31 protein-coding genes and 1 pseudogene are annotated in these 25,976 nt (G+C 62.0%); 30 read left to right on the forward strand and 2 right to left on the reverse strand.

The annotated features are described in order from the left end of the window. The 15 genes from C1I89_RS30740 to C1I89_RS30810 all read left to right on the forward strand — a co-directional run. On the forward strand, nt 1-895 hold an 895-nt coding region (locus C1I89_RS30740), incomplete at its 5' end, for a S49 family peptidase (RefSeq protein ID WP_102776063.1). A gap of 27 nt (nt 896-922) precedes the next feature. Then, nucleotides 923-1,300 (forward strand): head decoration protein, encoded by a 378-nt coding sequence (locus C1I89_RS30745; protein WP_102776064.1) that lies wholly within the window; start codon nt 923-925, stop codon nt 1,298-1,300. A 78-nt stretch (nt 1,301-1,378) separates the two neighbouring features. Beyond that, entirely contained in the window at nt 1,379-2,392 is a 1,014-nt protein-coding gene (locus C1I89_RS30750; RefSeq protein WP_102776065.1) for a major capsid protein, read from the forward strand. 4 nt (nt 2,393-2,396) lie between these two features. Continuing rightward, the gene (locus tag C1I89_RS30755; protein ID WP_102776066.1) at nt 2,397-2,705 is read left to right on the forward strand and encodes a head-tail joining protein; all 309 of its coding nucleotides are present in this window, start codon (nt 2,397-2,399) and stop codon (nt 2,703-2,705) included. Continuing rightward, entirely contained in the window at nt 2,702-3,364 is a 663-nt protein-coding gene (locus C1I89_RS30760; RefSeq protein WP_102776067.1) for a DUF6441 family protein, read from the forward strand. Before C1I89_RS30755 ends, C1I89_RS30760 begins: the two co-directional genes overlap by 4 nt. Next, the gene (locus C1I89_RS30765; protein ID WP_146196957.1) at nt 3,361-3,801 is read left to right on the forward strand and encodes an acyl-CoA transferase; all 441 of its coding nucleotides are present in this window, start codon (nt 3,361-3,363) and stop codon (nt 3,799-3,801) included. The genes C1I89_RS30760 and C1I89_RS30765 overlap by 4 nt, the downstream gene beginning before the upstream one ends. Before the next feature lie 36 nt (nt 3,802-3,837). Then, nucleotides 3,838-4,776, forward strand: coding sequence for a phage tail tube protein (locus tag C1I89_RS30770; RefSeq protein WP_102776069.1), 939 nt, complete (start codon nt 3,838-3,840; stop codon nt 4,774-4,776). A 20-nt stretch (nt 4,777-4,796) separates the two neighbouring features. After that, entirely contained in the window at nt 4,797-5,147 is a 351-nt protein-coding gene (locus C1I89_RS30775) for a hypothetical protein (RefSeq protein WP_102776070.1), read from the forward strand. Nucleotides 5,148-5,230: 83 nt separating this feature from the next. Beyond that, on the forward strand, nt 5,231-5,446 hold the full coding sequence (locus C1I89_RS30780) for a hypothetical protein (protein WP_011886378.1): 216 nt from the start codon (nt 5,231-5,233) through the stop codon (nt 5,444-5,446). Nucleotides 5,447-5,482: 36 nt separating this feature from the next. Further along, nucleotides 5,483-8,110: a phage tail tape measure C-terminal domain-containing protein gene (locus C1I89_RS30785; protein WP_102776071.1), complete on the forward strand. Its 2,628-nt coding sequence runs from the start codon at nt 5,483-5,485 to the stop codon at nt 8,108-8,110. Then, nucleotides 8,107-8,586 carry a hypothetical protein gene (locus C1I89_RS30790; RefSeq protein WP_102776072.1) on the forward strand — a complete coding sequence of 160 codons (480 nt, stop codon included), beginning with the start codon at nt 8,107-8,109 and terminating at the stop codon, nt 8,584-8,586. Before C1I89_RS30785 ends, C1I89_RS30790 begins: the two co-directional genes overlap by 4 nt. Before the next feature lie 40 nt (nt 8,587-8,626). Next, on the forward strand, nt 8,627-9,265 hold the full coding sequence (locus C1I89_RS30795; protein ID WP_102776073.1) for a hypothetical protein: 639 nt from the start codon (nt 8,627-8,629) through the stop codon (nt 9,263-9,265). Beyond that, nucleotides 9,262-10,914 carry an RCC1 domain-containing protein gene (locus tag C1I89_RS30800; RefSeq protein ID WP_146196958.1) on the forward strand — a complete coding sequence of 551 codons (1,653 nt, stop codon included), beginning with the start codon at nt 9,262-9,264 and terminating at the stop codon, nt 10,912-10,914. Before C1I89_RS30795 ends, C1I89_RS30800 begins: the two co-directional genes overlap by 4 nt. A 56-nt stretch (nt 10,915-10,970) precedes the next feature. Then, nucleotides 10,971-12,617, forward strand: coding sequence for an RCC1 domain-containing protein (locus C1I89_RS30805; protein WP_102776075.1), 1,647 nt, complete (start codon nt 10,971-10,973; stop codon nt 12,615-12,617). A 2-nt stretch (nt 12,618-12,619) separates the two neighbouring features. Then, on the forward strand, nt 12,620-13,162 hold the full coding sequence (locus tag C1I89_RS30810; RefSeq protein WP_102776076.1) for a DUF1833 family protein: 543 nt from the start codon (nt 12,620-12,622) through the stop codon (nt 13,160-13,162). 27 nt (nt 13,163-13,189) lie between these two features. Here the strand turns inward: C1I89_RS30810 and C1I89_RS30815 are convergent, their stop codons facing one another. Together C1I89_RS30815 and C1I89_RS30820 are read right to left on the reverse strand one after the other, a co-directional pair. Further along, nucleotides 13,190-13,510, reverse strand: coding sequence for a helix-turn-helix domain-containing protein (locus C1I89_RS30815; protein WP_102776077.1), 321 nt, complete (start codon nt 13,508-13,510; stop codon nt 13,190-13,192). Further along, a complete protein-coding gene (locus C1I89_RS30820; protein WP_102776078.1) occupies nt 13,507-13,830 on the reverse strand; it encodes a type II toxin-antitoxin system RelE/ParE family toxin in 324 nt (107 codons plus the stop codon). The genes C1I89_RS30815 and C1I89_RS30820 overlap by 4 nt, the downstream gene beginning before the upstream one ends. Nucleotides 13,831-13,882: 52 nt before the next feature. Here C1I89_RS30820 and C1I89_RS30825 point away from each other — a divergent pair, with 52 nt between their 5' ends. The 15 genes and pseudogenes from C1I89_RS30825 to C1I89_RS30900 form a co-directional block, all read left to right on the forward strand. Continuing rightward, the gene (locus C1I89_RS30825; RefSeq protein WP_102776119.1) at nt 13,883-14,299 is read left to right on the forward strand and encodes an NlpC/P60 family protein; all 417 of its coding nucleotides are present in this window, start codon (nt 13,883-13,885) and stop codon (nt 14,297-14,299) included. A 434-nt stretch (nt 14,300-14,733) separates the two neighbouring features. Then, nucleotides 14,734-15,534 carry a TipJ family phage tail tip protein gene (gene gpJ / locus C1I89_RS36060; RefSeq protein ID WP_440130676.1) on the forward strand — a complete coding sequence of 267 codons (801 nt, stop codon included), beginning with the start codon at nt 14,734-14,736 and terminating at the stop codon, nt 15,532-15,534. Further along, a complete protein-coding gene (locus C1I89_RS34950) occupies nt 15,531-16,331 on the forward strand; it encodes a host specificity factor TipJ family phage tail protein (RefSeq protein ID WP_219929623.1) in 801 nt (266 codons plus the stop codon). Before gpJ ends, C1I89_RS34950 begins: the two co-directional genes overlap by 4 nt. Before the next feature lie 118 nt (nt 16,332-16,449). Further along, on the forward strand, nt 16,450-16,740 hold the full coding sequence (locus C1I89_RS30845) for a DUF6127 family protein (RefSeq protein ID WP_019484518.1): 291 nt from the start codon (nt 16,450-16,452) through the stop codon (nt 16,738-16,740). Next, nucleotides 16,737-17,165 carry a holin family protein gene (locus tag C1I89_RS30850; RefSeq protein WP_102776079.1) on the forward strand — a complete coding sequence of 143 codons (429 nt, stop codon included), beginning with the start codon at nt 16,737-16,739 and terminating at the stop codon, nt 17,163-17,165. The genes C1I89_RS30845 and C1I89_RS30850 overlap by 4 nt, the downstream gene beginning before the upstream one ends. A 298-nt stretch (nt 17,166-17,463) precedes the next feature. Then, nucleotides 17,464-18,258, forward strand: coding sequence for a glycosyltransferase family 2 protein (locus tag C1I89_RS30855; protein WP_258231556.1), 795 nt, complete (start codon nt 17,464-17,466; stop codon nt 18,256-18,258). Between the two features lie 62 nt (nt 18,259-18,320). After that, entirely contained in the window at nt 18,321-19,286 is a 966-nt protein-coding gene (locus C1I89_RS30860; RefSeq protein ID WP_102770808.1) for an IS5 family transposase, read from the forward strand. 127 nt (nt 19,287-19,413) lie between these two features. Next, nucleotides 19,414-19,722: a hypothetical protein gene (locus tag C1I89_RS30865; RefSeq protein ID WP_181391093.1), complete on the forward strand. Its 309-nt coding sequence runs from the start codon at nt 19,414-19,416 to the stop codon at nt 19,720-19,722. Between the two features lie 3 nt (nt 19,723-19,725). Beyond that, complete coding sequence (rfbB, locus tag C1I89_RS30870) at nt 19,726-20,784, forward strand: dTDP-glucose 4,6-dehydratase (protein ID WP_102776080.1); 1,059 nt, start codon at nt 19,726-19,728, stop codon at nt 20,782-20,784. Then, on the forward strand, nt 20,777-22,354 hold the full coding sequence (pgi, locus tag C1I89_RS30875) for a glucose-6-phosphate isomerase (protein ID WP_102776081.1): 1,578 nt from the start codon (nt 20,777-20,779) through the stop codon (nt 22,352-22,354). The genes rfbB and pgi overlap by 8 nt, the downstream gene beginning before the upstream one ends. Continuing rightward, a complete protein-coding gene (rfbD, locus tag C1I89_RS30880) occupies nt 22,351-23,313 on the forward strand; it encodes a dTDP-4-dehydrorhamnose reductase (protein WP_102776082.1) in 963 nt (320 codons plus the stop codon). Before pgi ends, rfbD begins: the two co-directional genes overlap by 4 nt. A 20-nt stretch (nt 23,314-23,333) precedes the next feature. Then, nucleotides 23,334-24,221 carry a glucose-1-phosphate thymidylyltransferase RfbA gene (gene rfbA, locus C1I89_RS30885; RefSeq protein ID WP_102776083.1) on the forward strand — a complete coding sequence of 296 codons (888 nt, stop codon included), beginning with the start codon at nt 23,334-23,336 and terminating at the stop codon, nt 24,219-24,221. Then, nucleotides 24,218-24,763: a dTDP-4-dehydrorhamnose 3,5-epimerase gene (rfbC, locus tag C1I89_RS30890; RefSeq protein ID WP_102776084.1), complete on the forward strand. Its 546-nt coding sequence runs from the start codon at nt 24,218-24,220 to the stop codon at nt 24,761-24,763. The genes rfbA and rfbC overlap by 4 nt, the downstream gene beginning before the upstream one ends. Beyond that, on the forward strand, nt 24,763-25,581 hold the full coding sequence (locus C1I89_RS30895; RefSeq protein ID WP_102776085.1) for an ABC transporter permease: 819 nt from the start codon (nt 24,763-24,765) through the stop codon (nt 25,579-25,581). Before rfbC ends, C1I89_RS30895 begins: the two co-directional genes overlap by 1 nt. Then, nucleotides 25,571-25,942, forward strand: a pseudogene (locus tag C1I89_RS30900) (ABC transporter ATP-binding protein); the annotation flags it as partial. The gene C1I89_RS30895 and the pseudogene C1I89_RS30900, both read left to right, overlap by 11 nt. Between the last annotated feature and the right edge of the window lie 34 nt (nt 25,943-25,976).

Below are 25,976 nucleotides of genomic sequence, written 5' to 3' on the forward strand. Positions count from 1 at the left end.
GGGCAGTTTCGAGTTGGCCCGTCGTGTGCGCGAGGCAGCAGCCATGAAACCCGTCTGGGCGGTGGCCAACGATGCCGCGTATTCAGCGGCCTATGCGATTGCCGCCAGCGCCCAGCGGCTGTTTGTGACGGAAACGGGTGGGGTCGGATCCATCGGCGTGATTGCGCTCCATGTCGATCAGTCAGTCAAGGATGCCAAGGACGGCTATCGGTTCACCGCTATCACGGCGGGCGCCCACAAGAACGACTACTCGCCTCACGAGCCCTTGTCGGATGCTGCCAAGACCGAGCTGCAAGGCGAAGTGGATCGGCTCTACGCCATCTTCACCGAGCACGTGGCTGCGATGCGAGACCTGGACGTTGATGCCGTGCGCGCCACCGAGGCTGGACTCTTCTTCGGCAGCAATGCTGTGGCCCAAGGACTGGCCGATGGCCTCCAGACGTTGGAGGCCACCCTCAGCGAATTCCACTCGTATCTCAACGCCCGTAACCATCCGCCGTCTCAGGTGCGGGGCGTCATCCGTGCTGAGGCGGCACCCTTGAAGAAGGAAATGACCATGAATGAAGAAGAGAAAGTGATCGAGCCTAACGACACCATCAGCACCGACGAAGCTGCCGTGCTGGTGGCTGAAGCCCGCCGAGAGGTGACTCAGGCTGCCCAGGCCATCGCCGAGGTTTGTCTGCTGGCCGGCTGCCCCGACCGCGCGGCCGAGTTCATCGCCGCCGGCAAGACCGAAGCTGACGTCCGGCGCGTCCTGATTGACGCCCGTGCGGCACGGTCTGAGGCCGATGACATCCGCTCGACCATCACCGTGGATGCTGGCACGCAAAACATCGACCGCCCAGAAGCCTCACCCATAGTGGCCGCCGTCAAAAAACTCACGGCCCAGGCCTGACGCACCAGACCCAGAAAGGACTGAACCATGACCTCCATCACCGAACAAAACAACCTCGGCGACCTCTTGAAGTACGAAGCCCCCAACCGCTACTCGCGTGACGTCGCCACCATCGCCGCTGGCCAGAACCTGCCCTTGGGCACGGTACTCGGCCGCAACGCCAGCGATGGCAAGCACTACGCCATCGACCCGGCCGCCACAGACGGTACCGAGTCCGCAATCGGGGTGCTCGCCAACGCCATCGATGCCACCAATGCCGACCGCGGCGATGCCATCCTGATCGTGCGCCACGCCATCGTGGCCAAGACCGCGCTGGTCTGGCCGCTTTCCCTCACCGGCGCCCAGCGCATGGCCTACGAGCAGCAACTGGCCGAGCGCGGTGTGCTGGTGCGTGAATCCGCGTAAACACCATCCGTTTTTCCATTCCCCCGAACCCGCCTGGCCGTCTGGCTTGCGCGGGTTTCGTCATTTCTGGAGCCTCGAATGAACAACCCGTTTCTGAACCCTGGATTCTCGATGGCCAGCCTCACCGCCGCCATCAACCTCATCCCCAACCGCTATGGCCGCCTGGAGGCTTTGAACCTGTTCCCGGCCAAGCCGGTGCGCACCCGCCAGATCATCGTCGAGGAGTACGCCGGTAAGCTCAACCTGCTGCCCACCAAGCCGCCTGGCTCGCCCGGCACGGTCGGTGAACGTGGCAAACGCAAACTGCGCTCCTTCGTCATTCCGCACATCCCGCACGACGATGTGGTCCTGCCCGAAGAGGTCCAGGGCATCCGTGCCTTCGGCTCCGAGACCGAGATGGAAGCCATCTCCGGCGTGCTCGCTCGTCACCTGGAGACCATGCGCAACAAGCACGCGATCACGCTGGAGCACCTGCGCATGGGTGCATTGAAGGGTGAAATCCTGGATGCCGATGGCAGCGTCATCAGCAACCTGTTCACCGAATTCCAGATCACGCCGCAATCGGTCAACTTCGATCTGGCCAATGCCAACAGCGAGGTCAAGGGCCACTGCTACGACCTGCTGACCAAGATTGAAGACGCCCTGCAGGGTGAATTCATGACCGGTGTGCATGTGCTTTGCTCACCAGAATTCTTCCGGGCACTGACCACCCACAAGGAGGTCAAGACCGCCTACACCAACTGGCAGCAGGGTGCGGTTCTGATCAACGACGTGCGTTCGGGCTTCACCTACGCCGGGGTCACCTTCGAGGAATACCGGGGCCAAGCCGCCTACCTGCAGGCCAATGGGGATCTGGGTACCCGCCGCTTCATTACTGCGGGCGAAGCCCATGCCTTTCCGCTCGGCACGGTCGATACCTTCGGCACCTACTTCGCCCCGGCCGACTTCAACGAGACGGTCAACACGCTGGGCCAGTCGCTGTACGCCAAGCAGGCTCCTCGCCAGTTCGACCGTGGCACCGATCTGCACACCCAGAGCAATCCGCTGCCCATGTGCCACCGCCCGGGCGTGCTGATCAAGCTAACCGCCTGATCCGATGCCAGTTGCGTTTGAGCGCGCGGTCTCGCGCCTGTTTGCCCGGTTGGGGGTGCCCGGCACCTACCGGCTGGCCGATGGTCGCGTGATCGCCACGCGATTCATCGCCAAACAGGCCGATGTGGTCGAGTCCTTCGGCGACACCCGGTTGGCACTGGCCACCCACCGCTTCGATGTGATGGCTCGTGACGTTGCATCTCCCCGCGAGGGCGAGCGCTTCACTGTTGCCGGCCAGACCTACCAGGTGGTGGGTGAACCCCTGGCGGATCGGGACCGCTTGATCTGGACGCTGACTGGAGCACCGCTATGAAGCTCATAGCGGCACTTGCTGGCAATCTGGATCAGATGCTGGCCGATGAAGTGCGCATTGCTGAACAGGCGGTCACGCATTCCATCCGTGAAGCCACCGATGGCCTCAAGACCGAGTTGCGCAGCCAGGTCACCGGCGCGGGCCTCGGCCAGCGCTTGGCCAACACCTGGCGCGCTGAGGTCTATCCCAAAGGCAAACTGAGCATCAAGGCCGCAGGCCTGGTCTATAGCCGGGCGCCCGTCATCGTCGGCGCCCATGATCAGGGGGCCACCATCCGTTCCAAGGATGGGTTCTGGCTGGCGATCCCGCTGCCGGCTGCCGGCAAAGGCCCACGCGGCAAACGCATGACCCCCGGTCTTTGGGAAAAGATTCGCGGCCAGCGCCTGCGTTTTATCTACCGTCGAGGCAAACCCTCCCTTCTCGTCGCAGAAAACCAGCGCGCCCGCCAAGGCCAACGCGGTGGTTTCTCCGCCGCCTCACAAAAGGCCCAGACCACTGGCCGAGGGCTGGTCACGGTCCCGATGTTCCTGCTCGTGCCCCAAGTGACCCTGAAGAAGAAATTCGACATCGACCGCAGCTCGCGCCGGTGGATCAGCACGCTGGCCCAGCGCATTGCCAACCGTTTCGATGAAGCCGACCGCAAAGGGGCAGCGTCATGAGCCAAAGAGAAAACGCGATCGGCGCACTGTTCGTCCTGCTGGGCCAGCTGTCCCTGGGTACCTCAGGCGCCACGGTTAAACGCAACGCCGCGTTACCTGAGCGCATAGCTGACCACGCCATGGCCATCCTGCGCGACGGCGAAATGGGCGAGCCCGAGGTGTCGCTCTCGCCGCTGACCTACCACTGGCAGCACCATGTGGCCATCGAACTGTTTGTCGCCGACCCGGATGCCGCTGCGCGTGATTCACGCATGGATGGCCTGCTTACCGAGCTCGCCACACTGATCGAAGCCGACCGAACGCTCGCCGGTGTCGTCGAGTACGCCGAAATCGGTCAGCCGAAGTTCGATGAACTGGCCCCCGATGGGACCAGCGGCATCAAGGCCTGTCTGCTGCCGGTGGTCCTGCACTACAGCAGTGCCGGACCGCTTTCCTGAAATCACATCTCAAATCACATCCACAAGGAGTACTGTATGGCCCGTGCCTACGGCGCGAACGCCAGCCTCTTGGCCGCGTTCGAATCCACCTATGGCAGCACCCCGGTAGATGGCTACTGGCAGCTGCCCTTTGTATCCACCTCACTCGGCTCTGAGCAGGGGCTGATCGCCAACGACCTGATCGGCCTTGGCCGGGATCCGAGTGCCCCGATCCGCGACGTGATCAAGGTCGAGGGCGACATGGTCGTGCCGCTGGACGTGCGGCACATCGGTCTGTGGCTCAAGGCCTTGCTGGGCGAGCCCACCTCGGTGGGGACTGGTGTGGCGACCCATACCTTCACTTCTGGCAAGCCGAGCCTGCCCAGCCTGACGCTGGAAACGGGTCTGCCAGACATCCCTGCCTGGTTCGTCGCTTCCGGCGTCATGGTCAACAGCCTGCAGGTGGGCTTTGCCCGCTCGGGAGCCGCGAACGCCACGGTGGGGCTGGTGGCCCAGGGCGAAGTGCGGCGCACCGCCACGCTGGATGACACCCCGAGCACGCTGGAGTTGCAGCGCTTCAATCAGTTCCAGGGCCAAATCCTCCGAGAAGGCCTGGCGCTGGGTAACGTGGTTTCGGCGCAGCTGACCTATGCCAACAACCTCGAGCGCATCGAGACCATCCGCTCGGACGGCAAGATCGATGGAGCCGATCCGACGGTCGCCAGCCTCACCGGCAACCTGGAGGTGCGCTTTGCCGACACCACGCTGATCGATGCCGCCACGAACAACACGCCGCTGGAGTTGACCTTCGGCTACGCGATCGATGCCGATCACCGACTGACCTTCATCGCGCACGAGGTGTATCTGCCCAAACCCAAGCTGTCCATCTCCGGGCCCGGCGGCATTCAGGCCACCTTCGAGTGGCAAGCCGCCAAGGCCACCGGCATGGCGCGCATGTTCACCGTCGAACTGGTGAACGACGTTTCTTCTTACTGATCACCCGACCGAGGTTTCTCATGATCAAACTCAATCTCCCGCGTGAGCCGCACTGGATCACGCTGGCTGCTGGCGTGCGCCTGCAGGTGCGTCCGGCCACCACCGCGCTCGTCATGGCCGCGCGCCATGCCGCCTCCAAAGTCGCCGGCACAGATACCGCTGCGGCCGGGGAGCGCACCGCGACGCTCATCACGGAACTGGCCAAGCTGGCTGTGCTGGCTTGGGAAGGTGTGGCCGACGACAAGGGCAAACCGGCTCCTGTCACGCCTGAGGGTGTCGCAGCGCTGATGGAGCACTGGCTGCTGGCTGATGCCTTCGAGCGCGAATACCTCGCCGGCCTCTACGCGCTGGACTCCGAAAAAAACGCCTGAAGGCCCGCACCGCGTGGCACTTCGGTGGCGGGCCGAGCTATTGCAGCGCCTGCCCTGAACCCTGTCCCGAGTGCCCGTACGCCATGAACGCGCCCGAGAGCCTGGAAGGCTGGCAAGCCGCCAGTGCGATTGACATCTGTGCCAGCCAGTTGCGCATGGCGCAGGGCCGTGTGGTGGGGCTCGACCTCAATGCCTGGATGCTGGCTTGCGAGTGCACGGGGCTCGATCGCGCGACGGCAATCGATCTCTTCCCGGCGGTCGAGGCGGGCCTGATGAGCACATTGCAACAAGACACATAGACCCACGATTCACCCGATATCGGATTTCTTCTTCCCATGGCCGAACGCAACCTCTCCATCCGCTTGTCCGTGGTCGACGGCGGCAAGGTCAAAGCCGAGCTGTCCGAGATTGGTGAGAAGGGGGAGCGCTCGCTCAAGAAAATCGAGGCGGCGGCCACACCAGCGTCTGGGGGTCTGAAACTGCTGTCGTCTGCCGCTAACGATGCCAAGTTCCAACTGCAGGCCGCCACCGATCGGCTTGGCGTGCTTGGCTCGGTCCTGGGCAAACTCGGCCCCGCCGGTTTGATGGCGGGCGCCAGCATTGCCGCCTTGGGCGTGGGCATCACCGCCCTGGTCATGCCCGTGGCCCGTGTGGGCGATGAGTTCTTCAAGCTCTCGCAAAAGACCGGTGTCTCGGTTGAAGCGCTCACGGCGCTGGACTACGCCGCCAAGCTCTCGGACGTCAGCACTGAAGGGCTGACCAAGGGGCTGCAGCGCCTGTCTGTTGCGTTGTTTGACAGCCGCTTCGAGGGCGCCGAAGGCAGCAAGGCCTTGCTGGCGCTGGGTGTGGCGGCCACCGACGCCCATGGGCAGATCCGGCCAACCGAGCAGGTCTTGCTGGATCTGGCCGAAAAATTCGCCGACATGCCCGACGGCGCAGACAAGGCGGCCTTGGCCATCAAGCTCTTTGGCCGCGAAGGGTTGAACCTGATCCCCTTCCTCAACCAGGGGCGAGAGGGCATCACCGCGCTGATGGAAGAAGCGCAGCGCCTGGGCCTGGTGATGTCAGAAGACGTGGCGCGTGCGTCTGAAGTCTTCAACGACAACCTCACGCGTCTCTCGGCCATCTTCGAGGGCGTGCAGCGCCAGATCGGCGCGGCCGTCATTCCGGTGCTGGCCGACTTCACCGAGCAGGTGATCCTGGCGCAGACAGAGACGGGCAGCTTCAGCAATGAGCTGCAGCGCATCACGTCCAACCGGGAGGCCACGCTGGCGTTTCTGGAATCCGTCGCCTCGGGCCTGGCCTTCATCGCCGAGTCAGCGGTGCTCTTGAAGCGCGTGATCGCCCAGCCCTTTGACAGCCTGTCGGTGGTGGGCAAGGACATCGAGACCTGGTTCAAGACCGAACTGCTGACCTTCTACAAGAACTATGGGTTCGATGCCCAGGCGATCGATGCCGAAATCGCCAAACTGCAAACGGCACGTGACGACTATGTGCGTGCCGCCAATGACCGGCTATTCAACATCAACCAGAACCCGGGCTATACCGATCGCGTGGCCCGCTTCTTTGACGAGCAGCGTCGCACAGTGCGCGTCATGGGCCAGCGCTTTGTGCTCGACACCGAAGCGCAGGCCCGGGAAGTTCAGGCCATCTACGACCGCTTCCTGCCGACGGTGCCCCGTGCGCCCCGGCCGCCCGCCAATCTGGATCTGAGCGCATTTGCCAGGCCGTCGGCTGCCGCCAAGCCCGATGAGGGCGAGGCCTTCCTCAACCAGCTGCGCACCCGGCTCCTGCGCACCCAGGAAGGCGAAGCGGCGGAGCTGCGTGCGCGCGCCTTGCAGATCGAGGCCAAGGGCTACCAGGGGGTGGCGGCGCAAGCCGAGCAGTACATCCAGGTGCTCGAAGCCATCGAGCGCCAGAAGGAAAAAGACAAAGCCTTCGAGGCCTACGAGAAGGAAGAGGCGGCCGCCCGCAAGATCACCGAGGGGCTGATCGGTGGCAATCGTCAGCGCATCGAAGCCCTGCAACTGCAGCGCGAGATGCTGGATCTGTCGGCGAGCGAACGTGCCGTCCTGCAAGCCCGCAACGAACTCGAAAAGTCCGCCACCGCCGCGCGCAAGGAAGCCAGCCAGATCCAGGACGCCGATCTGCGCGCCCAGACGATCGAAGCCATCAACGATGCACTGGCGCGTCAGCTGCCCATCATGGAAAACCTCATTCGGGCCAACGCCGAATACCAGCGCAGCACCGAGTTCGGCGCCAAGGCGGCGCTGCGCACCTACATCGAGGACGCCACCAATGCCGCCAAGCAGGCCGAACGCGCGGTGACGGGCGCCTTCAAATCCATGGAGGACGCGCTCACCCAGTTTGTGATGACCGGCAAGCTGGACTTCAACAGCCTGGCCAACTCCATCATCAGCGACCTGATCCGCATCCAGATCCAGCGCGCGATCACCTTGCCGCTGGCGAACTTTGCGATGAGCCTGTTTGCGCCGGCGGCCAGTGCCGCGCTGCCTTTGGGCTCCGGTGACCTGATGGGCGTGAACGCCAATATCGCGCACAGCGGGGGCCTGCTCGGTAGCGACGGCCTGCCATCGCGTCAGGTGAGTGCCACCCTGTTTGCCGGTGCGCGTCGTTTCCATACCGGGGGCCTGGTCTCGGGCGAAGTGCCGATCATCGCCCGACAAGGGGAGGCGGTGTTCACGCCGGGGCAATTGCGGGCACTGGGTGGGGCCGTTGCCACCAAACCCCAAGTCCATGTGGAAGTGAACGTGATCAACCGCGCCAGCGGGGTGGAAACCCGCGTCGAGCAACAACAGCAGCCCGATGGCAGCACCCGGCTTGATGTCATCGTCGAACAAATGGAAGCGCGCATGGCCCGGTCGATCTCGCAAGGCTCCGGGCTGGCGCCGACGCTGGAGCGGCGCTACGGATTGAACCCCGCCGCAGGGGCGATGCGATGAACATCACCTGGCCTACAACACTGCCGCTGCCCTCGGTCGAAGGCTATGGCCTGACCCCGCAAGAGGCGGTGTTGCGCACCGACATGGAGTCGGGTCCGGCACGCCAGCGTCGCCGGTTTCGGCAAACGCCCACGCGCATCACCGTGCGCTGGCTGTTCAGCGAGTTCGAGTTTGCCCTGTTCGAGGCTTGGTACAAGTACCACGCCGATGAGGGCGGGCAGTGGTTCGAAATCACCTTGCTCGGCGGCCTGGGTCTCTTGCCCCACGAAGCCCGTTTCACCCGCCAGTTCGAAGCCCAGCTGCGTTCGGCCCGGCGCTGGGACGTCAAGGGCGAGCTGGAAATCCGCGAGCGGCCCACGCTCGATGAAGGCGCGCTCAATCTGATGCTGGAGCTCTCCGCCGACGACCTCTTTGCCATGAGCAGCGAACTGCACCAACTGGTGCACGGCACCTTGCCGGTTCGCTGGCCGGCCTAGCAATACCTGATTCATTCATCCCATTCCTGGAGCCCCCTCTATGAGTCTGCAAACCGATCTGCATCAAGCGGTCGCGCAGGTCACGGCCGACAGTGCCTTGTTGCACACCATCGTGCACGGCACCGCCGCGCAGACCGTGACCACCCAGGGTGGTGCGGTCGCCACCGTGGCCAAGCTGCTGGCGGACGCCGATGCCCGCATCAACCTGGCCGCCGACGGCCTGCTGGCCCAGAGCCAGGCCGCCGCGCAAGACGCGCTCACATCGGCCGAACTCGCCGCCAGCGAAGCCGACCGTGCCCAAGCCTCGGCCGACCAAGGCGTGGCGGACACCACTGCCGTGCTCAACCAGGTGCAGTCCAGCGGCAACCAGATCCTGGTGGACGCCGAAGACGTGCTGCAGCAGGTGATCGCCCGGCTGCTCGCAGTGGGCCTGCCGGACTCCTTGATTGGCGCACGCGGGATGCTGCTGAAGGTCAAGGTCGATGAATCCGGCTACGAGCTGGTCCACACCGCGGCTTTGCCTCGCTTCTATGGGTTCGCGCTTTCCAGCGACGGATCTGAACTGCTGGTGACGGAGGGACGAGATGCCAACTTCAATGCGCAAGACTTCCTGGCTTGGACTCTGGCCGAAGGGGTGACCTTTGCCCTCCATCAAAACGCCCTGGAGGTGCAACTGTGAACCTAGATATATCGGCGCTGGGCTACCGCTGGCGTGGCCTCTACTCGCCATACCTGAGCTATCGGGATGGGGATGTGGTCTTCAAGGAAGGTGGCGCCTGGGTGATGCGCCACGGCCAGCCGCAACCCTTTGCGCTTGGCCAGCAGGATGCAACGCTCAAAGGCCACTTGCTCACCGGTGGGGTTTCGGTCGGTGGCTTTGGCGGCATGGTGCTGCATGCCAACGATCAGGGTGGGATCGAATTCCGCTTTCCGCAGGACCGCAACGGCACGGTGGCGGTGTCCCTCATGCAAACCCTGCAGGACAGCGGTGCGCACTACATGCCGAGCAACTACCACATGATGGCGGTGATGACCGATGGCTCGGTGCGTGGCTGGGGGCGTGCCATCAACGGTCAGCTCGGTGAGGGCAGCACGGCCGACATCTACCGAACCTTCCCGTCCCGCGTGGCCTTCCCATCCGGGACACCGCGCATCGTCAAGGTGCTGGCCAATCGCGCCAACACGTATTACATCGATGCCGAGGGCGGGTTGTGGTTCTCTGGTGACAACACCGGCAATCTGTGTTCTGGCGATGGCATCACAGGAGCCGCCCCGGTGCCGCGACGACTCAATGGGCGCTGCGACATCGGTGAGACCACCCGCATCGTGAATCTGTTTCTGGGCAGCGATTTCTACGCGTACTACCAAGCCATGGCGCTGGACGATCAGGGGCGCGTCTACGCCTGGGGGCACAACCGCTACAACAGCCTGGGACTGGCCAGTTCGTCCAACACCAATGTGGCCACCTTGGTGCCTTTTACCCAGGACGTGCCGATCAAGACCGCCTACCTCAACGGCGCCTACTACGCGGCCAGTCACTTGATCGACTACGACGGCAACTGTTGGGCCAGTGGTCAGTCGGGCGCGGCCTTCCTGGGTGGCGACACCCCGCCACGTCACCTGCGCCTGGATCTGGGCGGGCAGCGTGTGCGCAAGGTCATCAGCAGCGAATTGCGCAACTTCGATGCGGCCGGTGCCGCCCTGGACTACCGGCGCGTGCATGGCTTGATCACCGAGTCCGGCAATCTGTATGTCCAGCACAGCACCCCGGACAACACCGGCATGGGCACCACGGCCGGCTACGCCCAGTCGCTGGTCGACAACCCGCTGTTGACCGGCGTGGCCGACGCTTACTTCGCCAATGGCGGCTATCTGCGGGGCATTGCCTTGATGCAGGACGGCCGCGTCATGGGTCGCGGCTACAGCGGCTACGGATTTGCCTCGGACGCGGGCAACACCACGACCTGGCTGCCCATTGGGGGTGAGCATTTGACCGGTGTCACTAAGCTGCGTGCCACGGCGGGTCGCTATGGCAGCCTGGGGCTGGCCTTGCGTGGCGATGGGCGCCTGGTGGTCTGGGGTCGCAACGAGATTGGCCTGCACGGCAATGGGGTGGCCACCGAGGGGCCCGCGACCGGGTTTGTGCGCAGCGAGCGCCCCCTCATCGACTTCAGCCTCTCGGGCTATGTGGGCTATGGCGCGGGCGATGTGAATGCCGCCGTGCACGCCCTCAACGACCGTGGCCAGGTGCTGTCCTGGGGTGCGGGCAATCAGTGCGGTGACGACGACGGCGATCACTGCTTCAGCCCCTCAATCATCCGCTTTTGACGTTCGTTTCTGAACGTCGCTTCTCAATCAAACACACACACTCTCTGGAGCCAATCATGGGTACCGTTTCATTAGGCAAGATCGCCTTCAGCTGGCGAGGTCCGTATGCCGAGGGCGCAGCCTATGCGCGCCAGGACGTCGTCGGCCATCAGGGCGACAGTTGGGTGTGCCTGGTCGATGGCACGCTCGGGGTACTGCCCGGCAGCGATGCGGCAGTCTGGCAGCTCTTTGCGCAAGGCAGCCTGAACGTGGCTGGCACGGCAGGTGACCTCATCTACTTTGACGGCCAGCAACTCGCGGCCCTGAGCCCCGGGCAGTCTGGGCAGGTCCTCAAAATCGACCAGGCCAGTGGCCTGCCCACCTGGGGCGCGGTGGAAAGCCGCTCGGGCGTGCGCGTCAAGGCCCTGCCGCAGGGGGTGAACACCTCGTACCGCAAAGGGGCCTGCGTCATGGAAGACGGCTCGGTGCGATTCTGGGGTGACAACGGCGCCTACATGCACGGCACGGGGGCCAATGCCGCCGATCGCTCTTACCCTTCGCGGGCCGCCTTCCCCTTCGGTGCCACCCCTATCGAAAAACTTTATCTCGCCTACAGCAGCCTGAGCTGGGCGATCGACGTGGATGGCAAGCTCTGGACCTGGGGCACGGACGGCTACGGCGCCTCGGGAAATGGAACCACGGTGGCCAGCACCGTGCCTTATTGCACCTCGGACAACCCGGCCAACTCGGTCTACGGCCGTCAGGTGGTGGAGGTCGCCAGCCTGCTGAGTACCGAGGGCTATCCATCGACGCTGGTGCGCACGGCCGACGGCAAGGTCCACGCCTGCGGCTACAACGCCTACGGTCAAGTCGGGGTGGGGGACACCGCCAACCGCAGCCACTTGATCGAGGTGCCGCTCTTGAGCGACATCGTCAAGATCGCCGGTGGGCGTGAGCGCTACACCACCTATTACGCCCTCACTGCGTCTGGCCAACTCTATGCCTGGGGCTACAACGCCGAGCAGCAACTCGGCAACGGCGTGACCGCGCAGAACAACATCCCCTTGTTGGTGCCGCACTTTGCCAACAACGGCATCGTGTTGCGCGATGTGGTGGCCGCCTACAAGGGGTGCTTTGCCATCGACGTCGATCACAACCTCTACTACTGGGGCACCCCAGAAAACGGTGTCGGTGGCACGGGAGCTACCACGGTCACAGGCGTGGTGCTGGTCGCCACGAACGTGCGCGATGTCTTCACCGGTGCTGGTGCCAACCCGCAGGCCTTCGTCATCAAGCAGGACGGCTCGGTGTGGGCCAGCGGGCGCAACAACCACGGCAACCTGGGGCTGGGCATCACCACCGATGTGCTCAGTTTCACCGAGGTGTCTGCCTTGCCGCGCACCATCGTCAAAATCGTCTGCGGCGGATCGGCCTCGTTCAACTACGCCTTGTTCCTGACCCAAGCAGGCAGTGTCTACGCCTGTGGCTACAACGGCAACGGCGCACTGGGCCTGGGCGACACGACCAGTCGCAGCCTGCCGGAACTCGTCCCGATCGCCCACCGTAAAGTCGTGGATATTTGCAGTTACGGCTACAGCTCCGAGCAAGGCACGGGGTTTCTGCTCGACGACGGGCAATTGCTGCAGTCGGGCTATGCGGGCGAGTCGCAGTTGCCCGAAGACGATGACGAGGCGAGCTTCGTGCCTTATCCAGTGGTGTTCTGAGCATGCCCAACGCTGCTTTATCTGAAGCGATCAAAGAAGCCTACGCCAGCGCGCCTTCGGACCAGATCATCCTCCATACGCTGGAGTTGCGCCATCCGGCCTTCGTCGACGACGCAGGTCAGTTGGTTGCCATTCGGGTGGTGCGCGACACCGGTGATCTGTGGGCTCGGCTGGAATCTCAAGCCCCGCTGCAAGCCGGCGAGCGTGTGCAGTTCGTGGCCATGGGCTTTGAGTTGGATTTGCCGCCCGTCGACACCATGCCCGTGCCAGAAATCACAGTGACACTCGACAACGTCTCACGCGAAATCGTCCGGCATCTGGATGCGGCGGCCGAGTCGCAGTCGGTGATCGAGGTCACTTACCGGCCGTATCTGTCCACTGATGTGGAAGGGCCGCAGATGGATCCGCCCATCCACCTGGTGCTCACGGAAGTCGAGGCTGACATCTTTCGTATCACTGGTCGGGCGCGCATGCTGGACGTGGGCAACAAGGCGTTTCCGGGCATCAGCTACACCGCCAAGACCTTCCCAGGCTTGACCCGTTGATAGAGGAAATCGGCAAAGTCGCCGTGCTTATGCGCGCGACCCGCGACTGCGCTTGAACGCGCGCAGGGTTTGCGCAGAAAACATCTGGTTGCGCCCCACCACATGGCTGGGGACGAGCTTGCCCGATTGCACATAGCGGCGCAGGGTCGGCACGGAAACTTCCAGATACTCGGCCGCTTCCCAGGTCGAAAAGGGCTCCTGGTGCGTTTCGCCAAACACCTGATCGTGGGTGAAGTCGTCTTCCCGAAAGGCGTTGCTGGCCAGTAGAGAAAAAAACCGAACCCGCTCGGTGCTCGGCATCCGTTTCATCTCGGTGTAGAGGTCCTCGGCAGTGAGCGCGTGGTTCATGGTGTTTCTCCCGTTTGCTTCTCATGTCGCAAATACTGTTTCAGTTCGTCGTAGAAGTTCTCGTGAACGCCGACTTGGTAGAAATCGATGATCAAAAACTCCACGGGCGCGTTCTTGACCGGTGGCCGGTAGGCCATCAGGTATTCCTGCCGGTTGAAGCGGAACTTGTGAACCCGGATGCCGGCCAAGTCGCCCACTTTGAGTTCGCCCACTTCCGGCGCCTCGCACACCACCTCCACCTCATCTTCAATTGCCAGTCGTAAGGGCTTGTGCGCCTTCTTGACGTACTGGGCAAAGGGCCGTTTGAAGTTGGTCTGCATGCGTCGATATTAGTGAAATAGTGATTCCATGTCAAATCAGTTTTGGATCAACATGAGTTCGTCCGTCCACTGGGCAACCCACTACATCGGGCTGCCTTGGCACGCCGGTGCGCGTGGACCAGAAGCGTTCGACTGCTGGGGGCTGTTCCTTGCTATCCAGCGTGACCATTTCGGCCGAGAACTGCCCGAAATCCCGGTCGACGCCAACGACCTGCGCACCGTGATGACCACCTTTCGCGACCACCCGGAGCGGCAACGGTGGGTGGCCGTGGCGCAACCGGCTGAAGGCGATGCCGTGCTGCTGCGTCAATCCCGCTACCCGGTGCATGTCGGTGTGTGGCTGGCAGTCGATGGGGGCGGCGTGCTGCATGCAGTCAAGGATGCGGGGGTCGTCTTCCAGAAACTGCCCGAGCTCCTGCTGCATGGCTGGCGAGTCGAGGGCTTCTATCGATTTGTGGAGTCGTCGTGAGCGAAGCCAATCAGGGCGCAGTGATCTTGCTGCGCAACCCCTTCCAGCCCAGTCAGCGCGAAGTGATGGTGGCCCACCCCGGCCAGACCATCCGTCAGTGGTTGGTCACCCAGGGCATTGCCGAGTTCGACCAGCCCACCGTCTGCATCAAGAACGGCGCACCGGTGCTGCGTGCCGACTGGGCGGTCACGCCCATCGATGGGGTGCTGCTCTTCATCACCTTGCCACAAGGCGGGGGCGGTGGCGGTGGCGGCAAGAACCCCCTGCGCACGGTTCTGATGATCGCGGTGATGGTGGTCGCGACCGTCTATGGCGGCCCCTTGGGCGCCAGCCTGGGATTCAGCGGCAACCTGGCCACAGCGGTCGGTTCGGCCATCATCATGACGGCAGGTTCCGCCTTGGTCAGCGCTCTGGTCCCGCTGCCCACGCCCAATATGCCGTCCTTTGCGGGGTCGGGCGGGAGTCTGGCGCAGCCGTCGCCCACCTACAGCCTGCAAGGTCAGGGCAACTATGCGCGGCTGGCCCAACCCATTCCAGTGATTTATGGTCACCATCTGGTTTATCCAGACCTGGCCGCCACGCCCTATGGCGAATACCAAGGCAACGAGCAGTACCTGCACCAACTGCATTGCATTGGCCTGGGCGAATACGACATCGAGCAACTCCGTATCGAAGACACGCCCATTGCCTCGTTCGAGGAAGTGACCTACCAGATCGTGCCACCCGGCAGTCCGGTCACGCTCTTCAACCCGGATGTGGTGACTACCCCCGAGGTCGCCGGGCAGGAACTGCTGCCCGGCACCTGGACCGGTGGCTTTGCGATCAACCCGGCCGACAGTGAAGTCGCCCATATCGGCATCGACATCCTGTTGCCGCGCGGACTGTATTACGCCAATGACGCCGGCGGCCTGGACAGCCGCAGTGCCAGCTGGAAGGTCGAAGCACGAGCCATCGATGCCGAGGGCGAGCCACTGAACGACTGGTTCACGCTGGGCAGTGAGAGCCTGACCGCTGCTACGACCACGCCGCAGCGGCGTACGTACCTTTATCCCGTCGCTGCGGGGCGATACGAAGTGCGTGCCACGCGCCTGGACACGAAAAGCACCAGTTCCCGTGCCGGGCACGAGGTGCGCTGGGGCGAGGCCCGGGGCTACCTAGCGGGTGGCGTGACCTTCCCAGACAACGTCACGCTGCTCGCCATCCGCATGCGCGCCANCTTCGGAGGCCCGCAATGAGCCCAATCTTCACCACCTTGGCCCCCGGCGTCTTTGAAGCCGGTGCCAAACTGATCGATCGCCTGATCCCCGATCCGGCCCAGCGCGAGCAGGCCAAGCTCGCCTTGTTCCAGGCCGAAGGTCAGCAGGCCTTGCAGGAAATGCAGGTCAGCCTCTCGGCCATCCTGGCCGAAGCCAACTCGGCGGATCCGTGGACNTACGGGGCCAAGCTGCCCGATGCGCGGATCGATCTCGTCGCACTGGCGCAACTGGATCAGGTCTGGGCCAGCCGGGGCGATCAGTTCGATGGCGTCTTTGACCAGCAGGTCACGGTCTGGGAGGCACTGACCCGGGTCGCCCGCTGTGGTCGGGCAGTGCCCTTCCTGCAGGGCGGCATTGTGCGCCTAGTGCGCGATGAGGCCAGAAGCTTACCGGTGGCACTCTTCAGTCCGCGCAACATCGTCAAGAACAGCCTCAAGATCCAGTACGTGATGCCGGGCGAAGAGACGGCGGACGCGGTGACGGTGGAATTCTTCAGCAGCCGCACCTGGAAGCCCGATGAANNNGCACCGCCACGCTGTCCGAGCCTGTCCATTTCACGGATGGGCAGTCGCACATACCGCACACACCACACGTCATGGCCCTGCGCCGACGAGATGGCGGTGTCAGCGGCCCGCATGCGGTGGCACCAGGCAGTGATGCGCAGCAAGTGGTCTTTGCCGACCTGCCCGACATCCCCATCGAAACCGGCCTGTCGGCCGAGCGCACCCATTTTGCCTTCGGGGTGGCCGAGCAATGGAGCCTGCTGGCCCGGGTGATCGCGGTGCGCCCGCGTGGCGAGCAGGTGGAAATCACCTGTGTGGCCGAGCACCCGGCAGTGCACAGCGCCGATGGCAGTGTCGACAGTAGCACCGCCCCAATCTGAAAGGAAAGAAGATGAACGAACCCCACCTGATGGATGGCATGGTGGTCATGCCCCATGACGAATTTGAAACCCTGCTGGAACGTGCCGCCGAGCGTGGGGCGCGTCACGCCTTGTCCGATGTCGGCTTGGATGGCCCCGATGCCGCAAACGACATCCGTGAGCTCAGGAATCTGCTCGACGCCTTCAACGAGGCCAAGAAAACCGCCGGTCTCACGCTGGTCAAGATGCTGGTCACCGGTCTGGTGCTGGCGCTCCTGGCCGGCACCATCGTCAAAATCAAACTCTTCGGAGGCCCGCAATGAGCCCAATCTTCACCACCTTGGCCCCCGGCGTCTTTGAAGCCGGTGCCAAACTGATCGATCGCCTGATCCCCGATCCGGCCCAGCGCGAGCAGGCCAAGCTCGCCTTGTTCCAGGCCGAAGGTCAGCAGGCCTTGCAGGAAATGCAGGTCAGCCTCTCGGCCATCCTGGCCGAAGCCAACTCGGCGGATCCGTGGACCAGTCGGGCACGCCCGACCTTTCTGTACGTGATCTACGGCGTGATCCTGCTGTCGGTGATCGGCAGCATCATCGGCATCTGGTGGCCCGCCGAGGTGTTTCAGGCTGCTGAAAACCTTTCTAAGCTGCTCAATGCTGTGCCGGAAAGCCTATGGTGGCTCTTCGGTGCAGGCTACCTCGGCTACACCGGTGCACGCAGCTTCGACAAATGGCGCGGTGTGCCCAGGTAGGCTACGCCAGCGGCTGCAGCAAACATCATCCATCGACCCCGTCTTCATCCGCTTCCCTCTAGGGAGGCTGCTGAAGGCGGGGTCTTTTGTCGTTTGTGCGAACCAGCCAGCGCCTACCAGTAAACATTGTCGGTAAGCAATGGGGATGGTATACTTGCCATAATAATTTTGAAGCAGTGGCAGGGTGTTTGTGGCCTTTAGGGAGGCTGCGATGTACCCCCCCCCCCCCCGAATTCGGGCGTCTCAGATGGCTGTCTGGGCGTTGCGAGCGGGGGTTTTCACAGGTGGAGGCGGGTTGATGAATCAACTCAATCAGATAGGCATTGGTGTTGTAGCAAATAATGACTTTTTAAAGAGTCACCCCGACCGCGAAACCACTGTCGCGGGTGCGGTAGCTATGCCTGAAAAGGACGCTCTGCACGAAATCAATAATGCCTTGCCCAAGGTCGCAATCCTTCTTTGCACCTACCACGGTCAGCACTACCTCGCTGAGCAACTGGATTCTTTTCAGGCCCAGTCTCACTCAAACTGGGAAGTCTGGGCTTCAGACGACGGATCTAAAGACGATACGCATTCAATCCTCGAGGCCTACCAACAGAAGTGGCCTGCAGGTCGTCTTTCCATCCATTTCGGGCCAGCCGAGGGGTTTGCTGCGAACTTCCTTTCACTGACCTGCAGAGCGAGTATCGAGGCGGATTATTACGCCTATTCTGACCAGGACGATGTATGGGAGTCTGACAAGCTGGAGCGTGCTGTTCGTTGGCTTCAAACTGTTCCTGAGAATATTCCCGCCCTCTACTGCTCGCGAACCCGACTGGTCGATGCCGAAAACAATGAGATCGGTTTGTCCCCGCTCTTTTCCAAGCCACCGAGCTTTGCCAATGCGCTCATGCAAAACATTGGTGGTGGAAATACCATGGTTTTCAACAATGCGGCCCGTGCGCTGCTGCGCGAAGCTGGAGAAGACACTCCAGTGATTACCCATGACTGGTGGGCTTACATGATCGTCTCTGGCTGCGGCGGCAAAGTGTTTTACGACAGCTATCCATCGCTGCGTTATCGGCAGCATGCTGGCAACCTAGGGAACCTCTGAACAAGTCCAACGAACCTGTCAGAATATAAGTTATTGAAAACAGTCCGATCCGAGTGAACCCGATGAGCCAGTTGAGTTTTTCCGAAGCCGAGTACGTTGGCAAACGCAAGAAAACGCGCCGTGAGAAGTTTCTGGCCAAGATGGAGCGTGCGGTGCCGTGGAAGCTCTTTGCCGATCTGGTCGATCCGCATTACCCCAAACCGGGCATCGGTCGTCCACCGTATCCGCTGGAAACGATGCTGCGCATCTACTTCATGCAACTGTGGTTTTCGCTGTCGGACCCGGCCATGGAAGAGACGCTGTACGACAGCTTTTCGATGCGCCAGTTTGCCAAACTGCCTGGAGGTCGTGTGCCGGACGAGACCACCATTTTGAACTTCCGTCATCTGCTCGAGCAGCACAACATTGCCGACCAAGCGCTTGAGGCGGTCAACCTGCTGTTGCAGGATCAAGGCATTCAGGTGCGCAAAGGCACCATTGTGGACGCCACAATTATCGATGCACCCAGCTCGACCAAGAACGCCAGCGGCACGCGGGACCCCGAGATGCATCAGACCAAAAAGGGAAACCAGTGGCACTTTGGGATGAAGGCCCACATTGGGGTTGATCTTCACAGCGGGCTGGTCCACACGGTGGTGGGCACCGCTGCCAATGAGCATGATGTTACTCAGGCGGCTGCGTTGCTGCATGGTGAAGAAACGTTGGCTTTTGGCGATGCCGGTTATCAAGGCGTAGACAAACGACCCGAGCACCAAGGGCGTGACGTAACCTGGCACATTGCCATGCGCCCCGGCAAACGGCGCGCCTTGGGTAACAGCGCAATTGATCGTTTGACGCAAAACATTGAGCGGGCCAAATCCAGTCTTCGAGCCAAGGTTGAGCATCCGTTTCGTGTCATCAAATGCCAATTCGGGTTTCGTAAAGTCAGATTCCGTGGACTGGCCAAGAACACTGCGCATTTGAAAATGTTGTTTACGCTGTCCAATATCTGGATGGCACGCCGCCCGTTGACGGCGGTGGCAGGGTAAGTGCGCCCAAAAAGCGCCAACAGGCCCGAAAACGGGCCTGATCGGGGTGCAAACAACCCGAAAGTGGCGATGATTTGAGCAGTTTTTAACCATTTTTGAATACTTTGGTCATGAGGTCGATTTTTGGATGTTTGAAATCGAGTTCTTCAGACCTTCCCTAGTGGGGATGAATGCCACCTGGGCAGCGCGTTTCAAACGCATACGCATGCTGTGGGAAGGCCGTTTCAAGAACTGGAACGACAGCAACATCGCTGGTTTGCGCAAATTGCAGCACAAGCTCACGCCAGAGAATCGTGAAACGCTGGAGCGCTTTGCTAAGGCTCGTCAGATGAGTTTGATTCCGCGTTTGATTCGCCTGAAACGCAGTGGCATCTATCGCCAAACCTTATTTGGCAATCTGGGCCTGATTGCTGCTGCCATTTTTGGGAAGATTTGAAGCATGACCATTCTCGTCACCGGCGGTGCCGGCTTCATTGGCAGCAATTTCGTGCTCGACTGGCTGGCCCTGTGCGATGAGCCCGTCGTCAACCTCGACAAACTCACCTACGCCGGCAACCTGGAGAACCTGGCCAGCCTGCAGGGCGATGCGCGCCACGTCTTCGTGCAAGGCGACCTGGGTGACCGCACGCTGGTGGACCGCCTGCTGGCCGAGCACCGTCCGCGGGCTGTGCTGCACTTCGCCGCCGAAAGCCACGTGGACCGTTCCATCCACGGCCCCGAGGCCTTCATACAGACCAACATCGTCGGCACCTTCCGCCTGCTCGAAGCGGTGCGTGCTTATTGGTGCGGCTTGCCCGAAGCCGAAAGAAACGCCTTCCGTTTTTTGCACGTGAGCACCGACGAGGTGTACGGCACCCTGTCCAAGGATGATCCGCCGTTTGCGGAAACGAACCCCTACGAGCCCAACAGCCCCTACAGCGCCAGCAAGGCCGCCAGCGACCACCTGGTGCGCGCCTGGCACCACACCTACGGCCTGCCGGTGCTCACCACCAACTGCAGCAACAACTACGGGCCCTACCACTTCCCGGAAAAGCTTATTCCGCTCATGATCGTCAACGCTCTGGCCGGCAAACCGCTGCCGGTTTACGGCGACGGCATGCAAATTCGCGACTGGCTCTACGTCAAAGACCACTGCAGCGCCATCCGCCGCGTGCTGGAAGCCGGGCGCCTGGGCGAGACCTACAACGTGGGTGGCTGGAACGAAAAGCCCAACATCGATATCGTGCACACCGTATGCCAGTTGCTCGACGAATTGCGCCCGCGTGCCGATGGCCAGCCCTACGCCCAACAAATCACCTACGTGACCGATCGCCCTGGCCACGACCGGCGCTACGCCATCGACGCACGCAAGATCGAACGCGAACTGGGCTGGAAGCCCGCCGAAACCTTCGAAACCGGCATCCGCAAGACGGTGCAGTGGTACCTGAGCCACCCCGAATGGGTGCAGCACGTCCAAAGCGGCAGCTACAGGGATTGGGTGCAGAGGCATTATGGCTGACTTGAACCCGCAAACCACGCCTGCATGGCAGGCGTTGGAACGGTTAGCTGGCCGCTATGCGCTTGGCTTCGATTTGCGTCAGGCCTTTGCCACTGAACCCAAGCGCTTTCAGGAGCACAGCGTGCGTGCGCCCCACATGCTGGTCGACCTCAGCAAAAACCTGTGGGAAGCCCCGGTGGTTGAGCAGTTGCTGGCACTGGCCATGCAAATGGGCGTGCCTGAGAGGCGCAACCAACTGCTCAACGGTGAAATCGTCAACCAGACTGAGCACCAGGCAGCGGTTCATGCCGCTTTGCGCTTGGCATTTACTTCGGGTAGCGAACCAGCATCACCCGCTATAGCACAGTATTGCGCAGACTTGAGCGCCATGCTGGCCATGGCCGAAACCATACGGGCCGACGAGACTGTTCACGACGTGGTGCATATCGGCATTGGCGGTTCCAGTCTGGGGCCAGAATTGGCGCTGCAAGCATTGCGGCCTTATTGGCGCACCCAACTGCGCATTCATGTCGTGTCCAACCTCGATGGGCACGACCTAGCCGAAACCTTGGCACTTTGCCACCCCGCCCACACGCTGTTTATTGCCGCATCCAAATCGTGGTCCACCTTTGAGACCCTGCAAAACCTGCGTTCAGCCACTGGCTGGCTGCAGCAAAGCGGCATCAACCCCGCTGATCGCATCGTGGCCATTACCGCCAAGCCGCATGTTGCACAGGCCGCTGGTGTCAAACACATCCTGCGCATGCCGGCTGACCTGGGTGGCCGGTATTCTGTGTGGTCTGCCGTGGGTTTGCCCGTGGCTGTCGCCATTGGGGAAGCAGGTTTTCGGGAACTGCTGGCCGGGGCGGCCGCCATGGATGCACACTTTGCCCAAGCGCCGCTCGCCCAGAATGCTCCCGTGCTGCTTGGCCTGCTGGACGTCTGGTACAGCAGCTTCCTGCATTTGCCTTCGCGCTGCGTGGCGCCTTATCACCACCGCTTGCGCCGCTTGCCTGCCTATTTGCAGCAGCTCGATATGGAAAGCAATGGCAAAACCGTGCGACAGAACGGTGATGCTGTGGCTTATGCCACCGGTATGGCCCTGTGGGGCGAGGCTGGCACCAATGGACAGCATGCGTTCTTTCAGTGGCTGCACCAGGGGGCGCAGCGTACACCGGTGGAGTTTGTGGCGGCCAGCCAGGCCGAACATGCATTGCCAGGCCACCACACACCGCTGCTGGCCAACGCTGTTGCGCAAGCCCAAGCCTTGATGCGGGGTTCAAAAGCAGGCCCGGGGCAATTGCCAGGCCATCAGGATTTTCCGGGTAACCGCCCCAGCACCTTCCTGTTGCTCGATGGGCCTTTGAACCCACCTGCCTTGGGGGCGTTGCTGGCGCTTTACGAACACCGCACCTTTGTGAGTGGTGTGGTCTGGGGCATCAACAGCTTTGACCAGTGGGGTGTTGAACTGGGCAAATTGCTGGCCAAGGACATTCTGCAGCGTGTACCCGGTGGCCATTGGCAAAAGCTTGATGCATCTACCGCTGGGCTTTTGAATGCAGCCTGTGTCGCTTCAGAGGCACATTCATGAGTCCATCTTCCACCCGTATCCTGTTGCTCGGCAAAAACGGCCAGGTCGGCTGGGAATTGCAGCGCAGCCTGGCTCCTTTGGGTTGTCTGATCGCTCTGGATCGTGCAGGCTTGATTCCCGAGGAGCTTGCCCATCTCCCTGCTTGGCAAGGCCTGCCCTTGCTCGATCACCCGCTTTGCGGCGACCTGAGCGACTTGGAAGGCCTGCACCGCACCGTGCACGCCTTGCGCCCGCTGATCATAGTCAACGCCGCTGCCTACACCGCTGTGGACAAAGCCGAATCCGAGGTGAGCCAGGCGCATCGCCTCAATGCCGAAGCCCCTGGCGTGCTCGCGCAAGCCGCGCACGAGGTGGGTGCCTGGCTGGTGCACTACAGCACGGACTACGTCTTCAACGGCAGTGGACACACCCCTTGGCAGGAAGGCGATGCCACTGGCCCACTGAATGTGTATGGGTTGACCAAGCTCGAAGGCGAGCAACGCATTCTCCAGTCCTGTCGCCAGCACCTGATTTTTCGGACCAGTTGGGTCTATGCCGCGCGCGGTGGCAACTTCGCCAAGACCATGCTGCGGCTGGCCCTGGAGCGCGAGCGACTGACGGTGATTGACGACCAGTTTGGTGCGCCCACAGGCGCAGAGCTGATTGCGGACGTGACTGCGCACGCCTTGCGGCAGGTCTTGCACACCGGCCAAGGGCAGGGCACTTACCACCTGGCGGCCAGCGGTGAGACATCCTGGCACCGCTATGCCCAGTTCGTGATCGAGCAGGCCCAGCAGTTGCAACCCCATGCATCCTGGAGAGTGCAGGCCATCGATCCGGTGCCTACGCACACCTTCCCCACGCCGGCCCGGCGGCCGCACAATTCGCGCTTGAACACCACGTTGCTGGCGTCCACCTTCGGGGTGCACCTGCCGCACTGGCAGCAGGGCGTTGGCCGGATGCTTCAAGAAATTTTGTAATGACTCAGGGATACAAACGCATGACCCTACGCAAAGGCATCATCCTCGCCGGGGGCTCGGGCACCCGGCTGCACCCCGCCACACTGGCCATCAGCAAGCAACTGCTGCCGGTGTACGACAAGCCCATGATCTACTACCCGTTGAGCACCCTCATGCTCGCGGGTATGCGTGACGTGCTCGTCATCAGCACCCCGCAAGACACGCCGCGTTTCCAGCAACTGCTGGGCGACGGCTCGCAGTGGGGCATGAACCTGCAATATGCCGTCCAGCCCAGCCCCGACGGGCTGGCGCAGGCCTTCATCATCGGTGAACAATTTATTGGCAATGCCCCCAGCGCGCTGGTGCTGGGCGACAACATCTACTACGGCCACGACTTTCAGCCCCTGCTCCAAGCGGCCCACGCACACACCCATGGCGCCACCGTGTTTGCCTACCACGTGACCGACCCCGAGCGCTACGGCGTCGTCGAGTTCAACGCCCAGGGCCAGGCCATCAGCATTGAGGAAAAGCCCAAACAACCCAAGAGCCACTACGCCGTGACCGGCCTGTACTTTTACGACGCGCAGGTGGTCGACATCGCCAAGGCCGTCAAGCCCAGCGCCCGTGGCGAGTTGGAAATCACCAGCGTCAACCAGGCCTATCTGGACCGTGGGCAACTCAACGTGCAAACCATGGGCCGAGGCTACGCCTGGCTCGACACCGGCACCCACGACAGCCTGCTCGATGCCAGCCAGTTCATTGCCACGCTCGAGCGCCGCCAGGGCCTCAAGGTGGCCTGCCCCGAAGAAATTGCCTACCGCCAAGGCTGGATCGATGCAGAGCAATTGGCGCGCCTGGCGCAGCCGCTCATCAAGAATGGCTACGGGCAGTACTTACTGCAAATCTTGAAAGAAAGCGACCCTACGTGAACGCGCAACGCCTCGCCATCCCCGACGTCGTCCTCATCGAGCCCAAAGTCTTTGGCGACGACCGCGGTTTTTTCTTTGAAAGCTTTAACCACGCCCGGTTTGAAGAGGCCATTGGCCGGCCCGTGCAGTTTGTGCAAGACAACCACAGCCGCAGCGCCCAACACGTGCTGCGCGGCCTGCACTACCAAATCCAGCAACCTCAGGGCAAGCTGGTGCGCGTGGTGCAGGGCGAGGTGTTTGACGTGGCGGTAGACCTGCGCAAAAGCAGCCCCACCTTTGGCCAGTGGGTGGGCGAAGTGCTCTCGGCCCACAACAAGCGCCAGCTGTGGGTGCCCGAGGGGTTTGCCCACGGCTTCGTGGTGTTGAGCGACACGGCCGAGGTTCTGTACAAAACCACCGACTACTACGCCCCCACCTTTGAGCGCTGCCTGGCGTGGAACGACCCCGCCGTAGGCATCCACTGGCCTGCCGGTCTGGTGCCTCAGCTCTCGGCCAAAGACCAACAGGGCGCCTCACTCACCGCCGCCGAGGTGTTTGCCTGATGCAGCATTTTTCTGCCAGCCCCCGCGAAATGGTGACCAGCCTGTGGCGCCACCGCGAACTCATTAAAGCCTCTGCCAAGCGCGAAGTGCTAGGCCGCTATCGCGGCTCGTTCTTTGGCTTGCTATGGTCTTTCTTCAACCCCATACTCATGCTGGCTGTGTATACGTTCGTGTTCAGCGAAGTGTTCAACGCGCGCTGGACAGCTGGCAGCGAGTCCAAAACCGAATTCGCCCTCGTGCTCTTTGCCGGCTTGATCATTTTTACCCTGTTTGCTGAATGCATCAACCGCGCACCGGGTTTGATTCTTTCCAACGTCAATTACGTCAAGAAAGTGGTCTTCCCGCTGGAGATCCTTCCCTTCGTTACGCTTCTCTCGGCCATGTTCCACGGTGCCATCAGCCTTGGTGTCTGGCTGCTGGCTTATGGGGTTTTGTTTGGCATTCCGCACCCCACTGCACTTTATCTGCCGCTGATCATCTTGCCACTCGTTCTCTTTATCATGGGTTTGAGCTGGGCACTGGCTTCGCTGGGGGTGTACCTGCGCGATGTGGGTCAATTCATTGGTGTCGTCACAACGGTACTCATGTTCCTTAGCCCCATTTTTTACCCGGCCACGGCATTGCCTGAGGCATACCGTCATTTGTTGTACTTCAATCCGCTAACGCCGGTAATTGAGCAAGCACGGGCGGTGCTTTATTTTGGCAACGTGCCCGACTTTGCCATGCTCGGGGTGTATTGGGTGGCTTCTTTCACCATTGCTTGGTTGGGCTTTGCCTGGTTTCAGAAGACGCGCAAGGGGTTTGCCGATGTACTCTGAGCAAGACAACGACATCGCCATCAAGGTCGACGGTTTGAGTAAGTGCTATCACATTTACGACCAGCCCCGTGACCGGCTCAAGCAGATGATCTTGCCGCGTTTGCAGCGTGCCATCGGCATGCAGCCCAGGCAATATTTTCGCGAGTTCTGGGCGCTGAAGGATGTGAGCTTTGAAGTCAAGAAAGGTGAAACCGTTGGCATCATCGGCCGCAACGGCAGCGGCAAATCCACCTTGCTGCAGATGATCTGCGGCACGTTGAACCCCACTAGCGGCAGCATTCAAACCCGTGGCCGGATTGCAGCATTGCTGGAGCTGGGCTCTGGGTTTAACCCCGAGTTCACCGGGCGAGAAAATGTTTATGGAACCTCTGAACAAGTCCAACGAACCTGTCAGA

Origin of the sequence: Achromobacter pulmonis (assembly GCF_002885955.2) — a bacterium.
Lineage (GTDB): Bacteria > Pseudomonadota > Gammaproteobacteria > Burkholderiales > Burkholderiaceae_B > Achromobacter > Achromobacter pulmonis_A.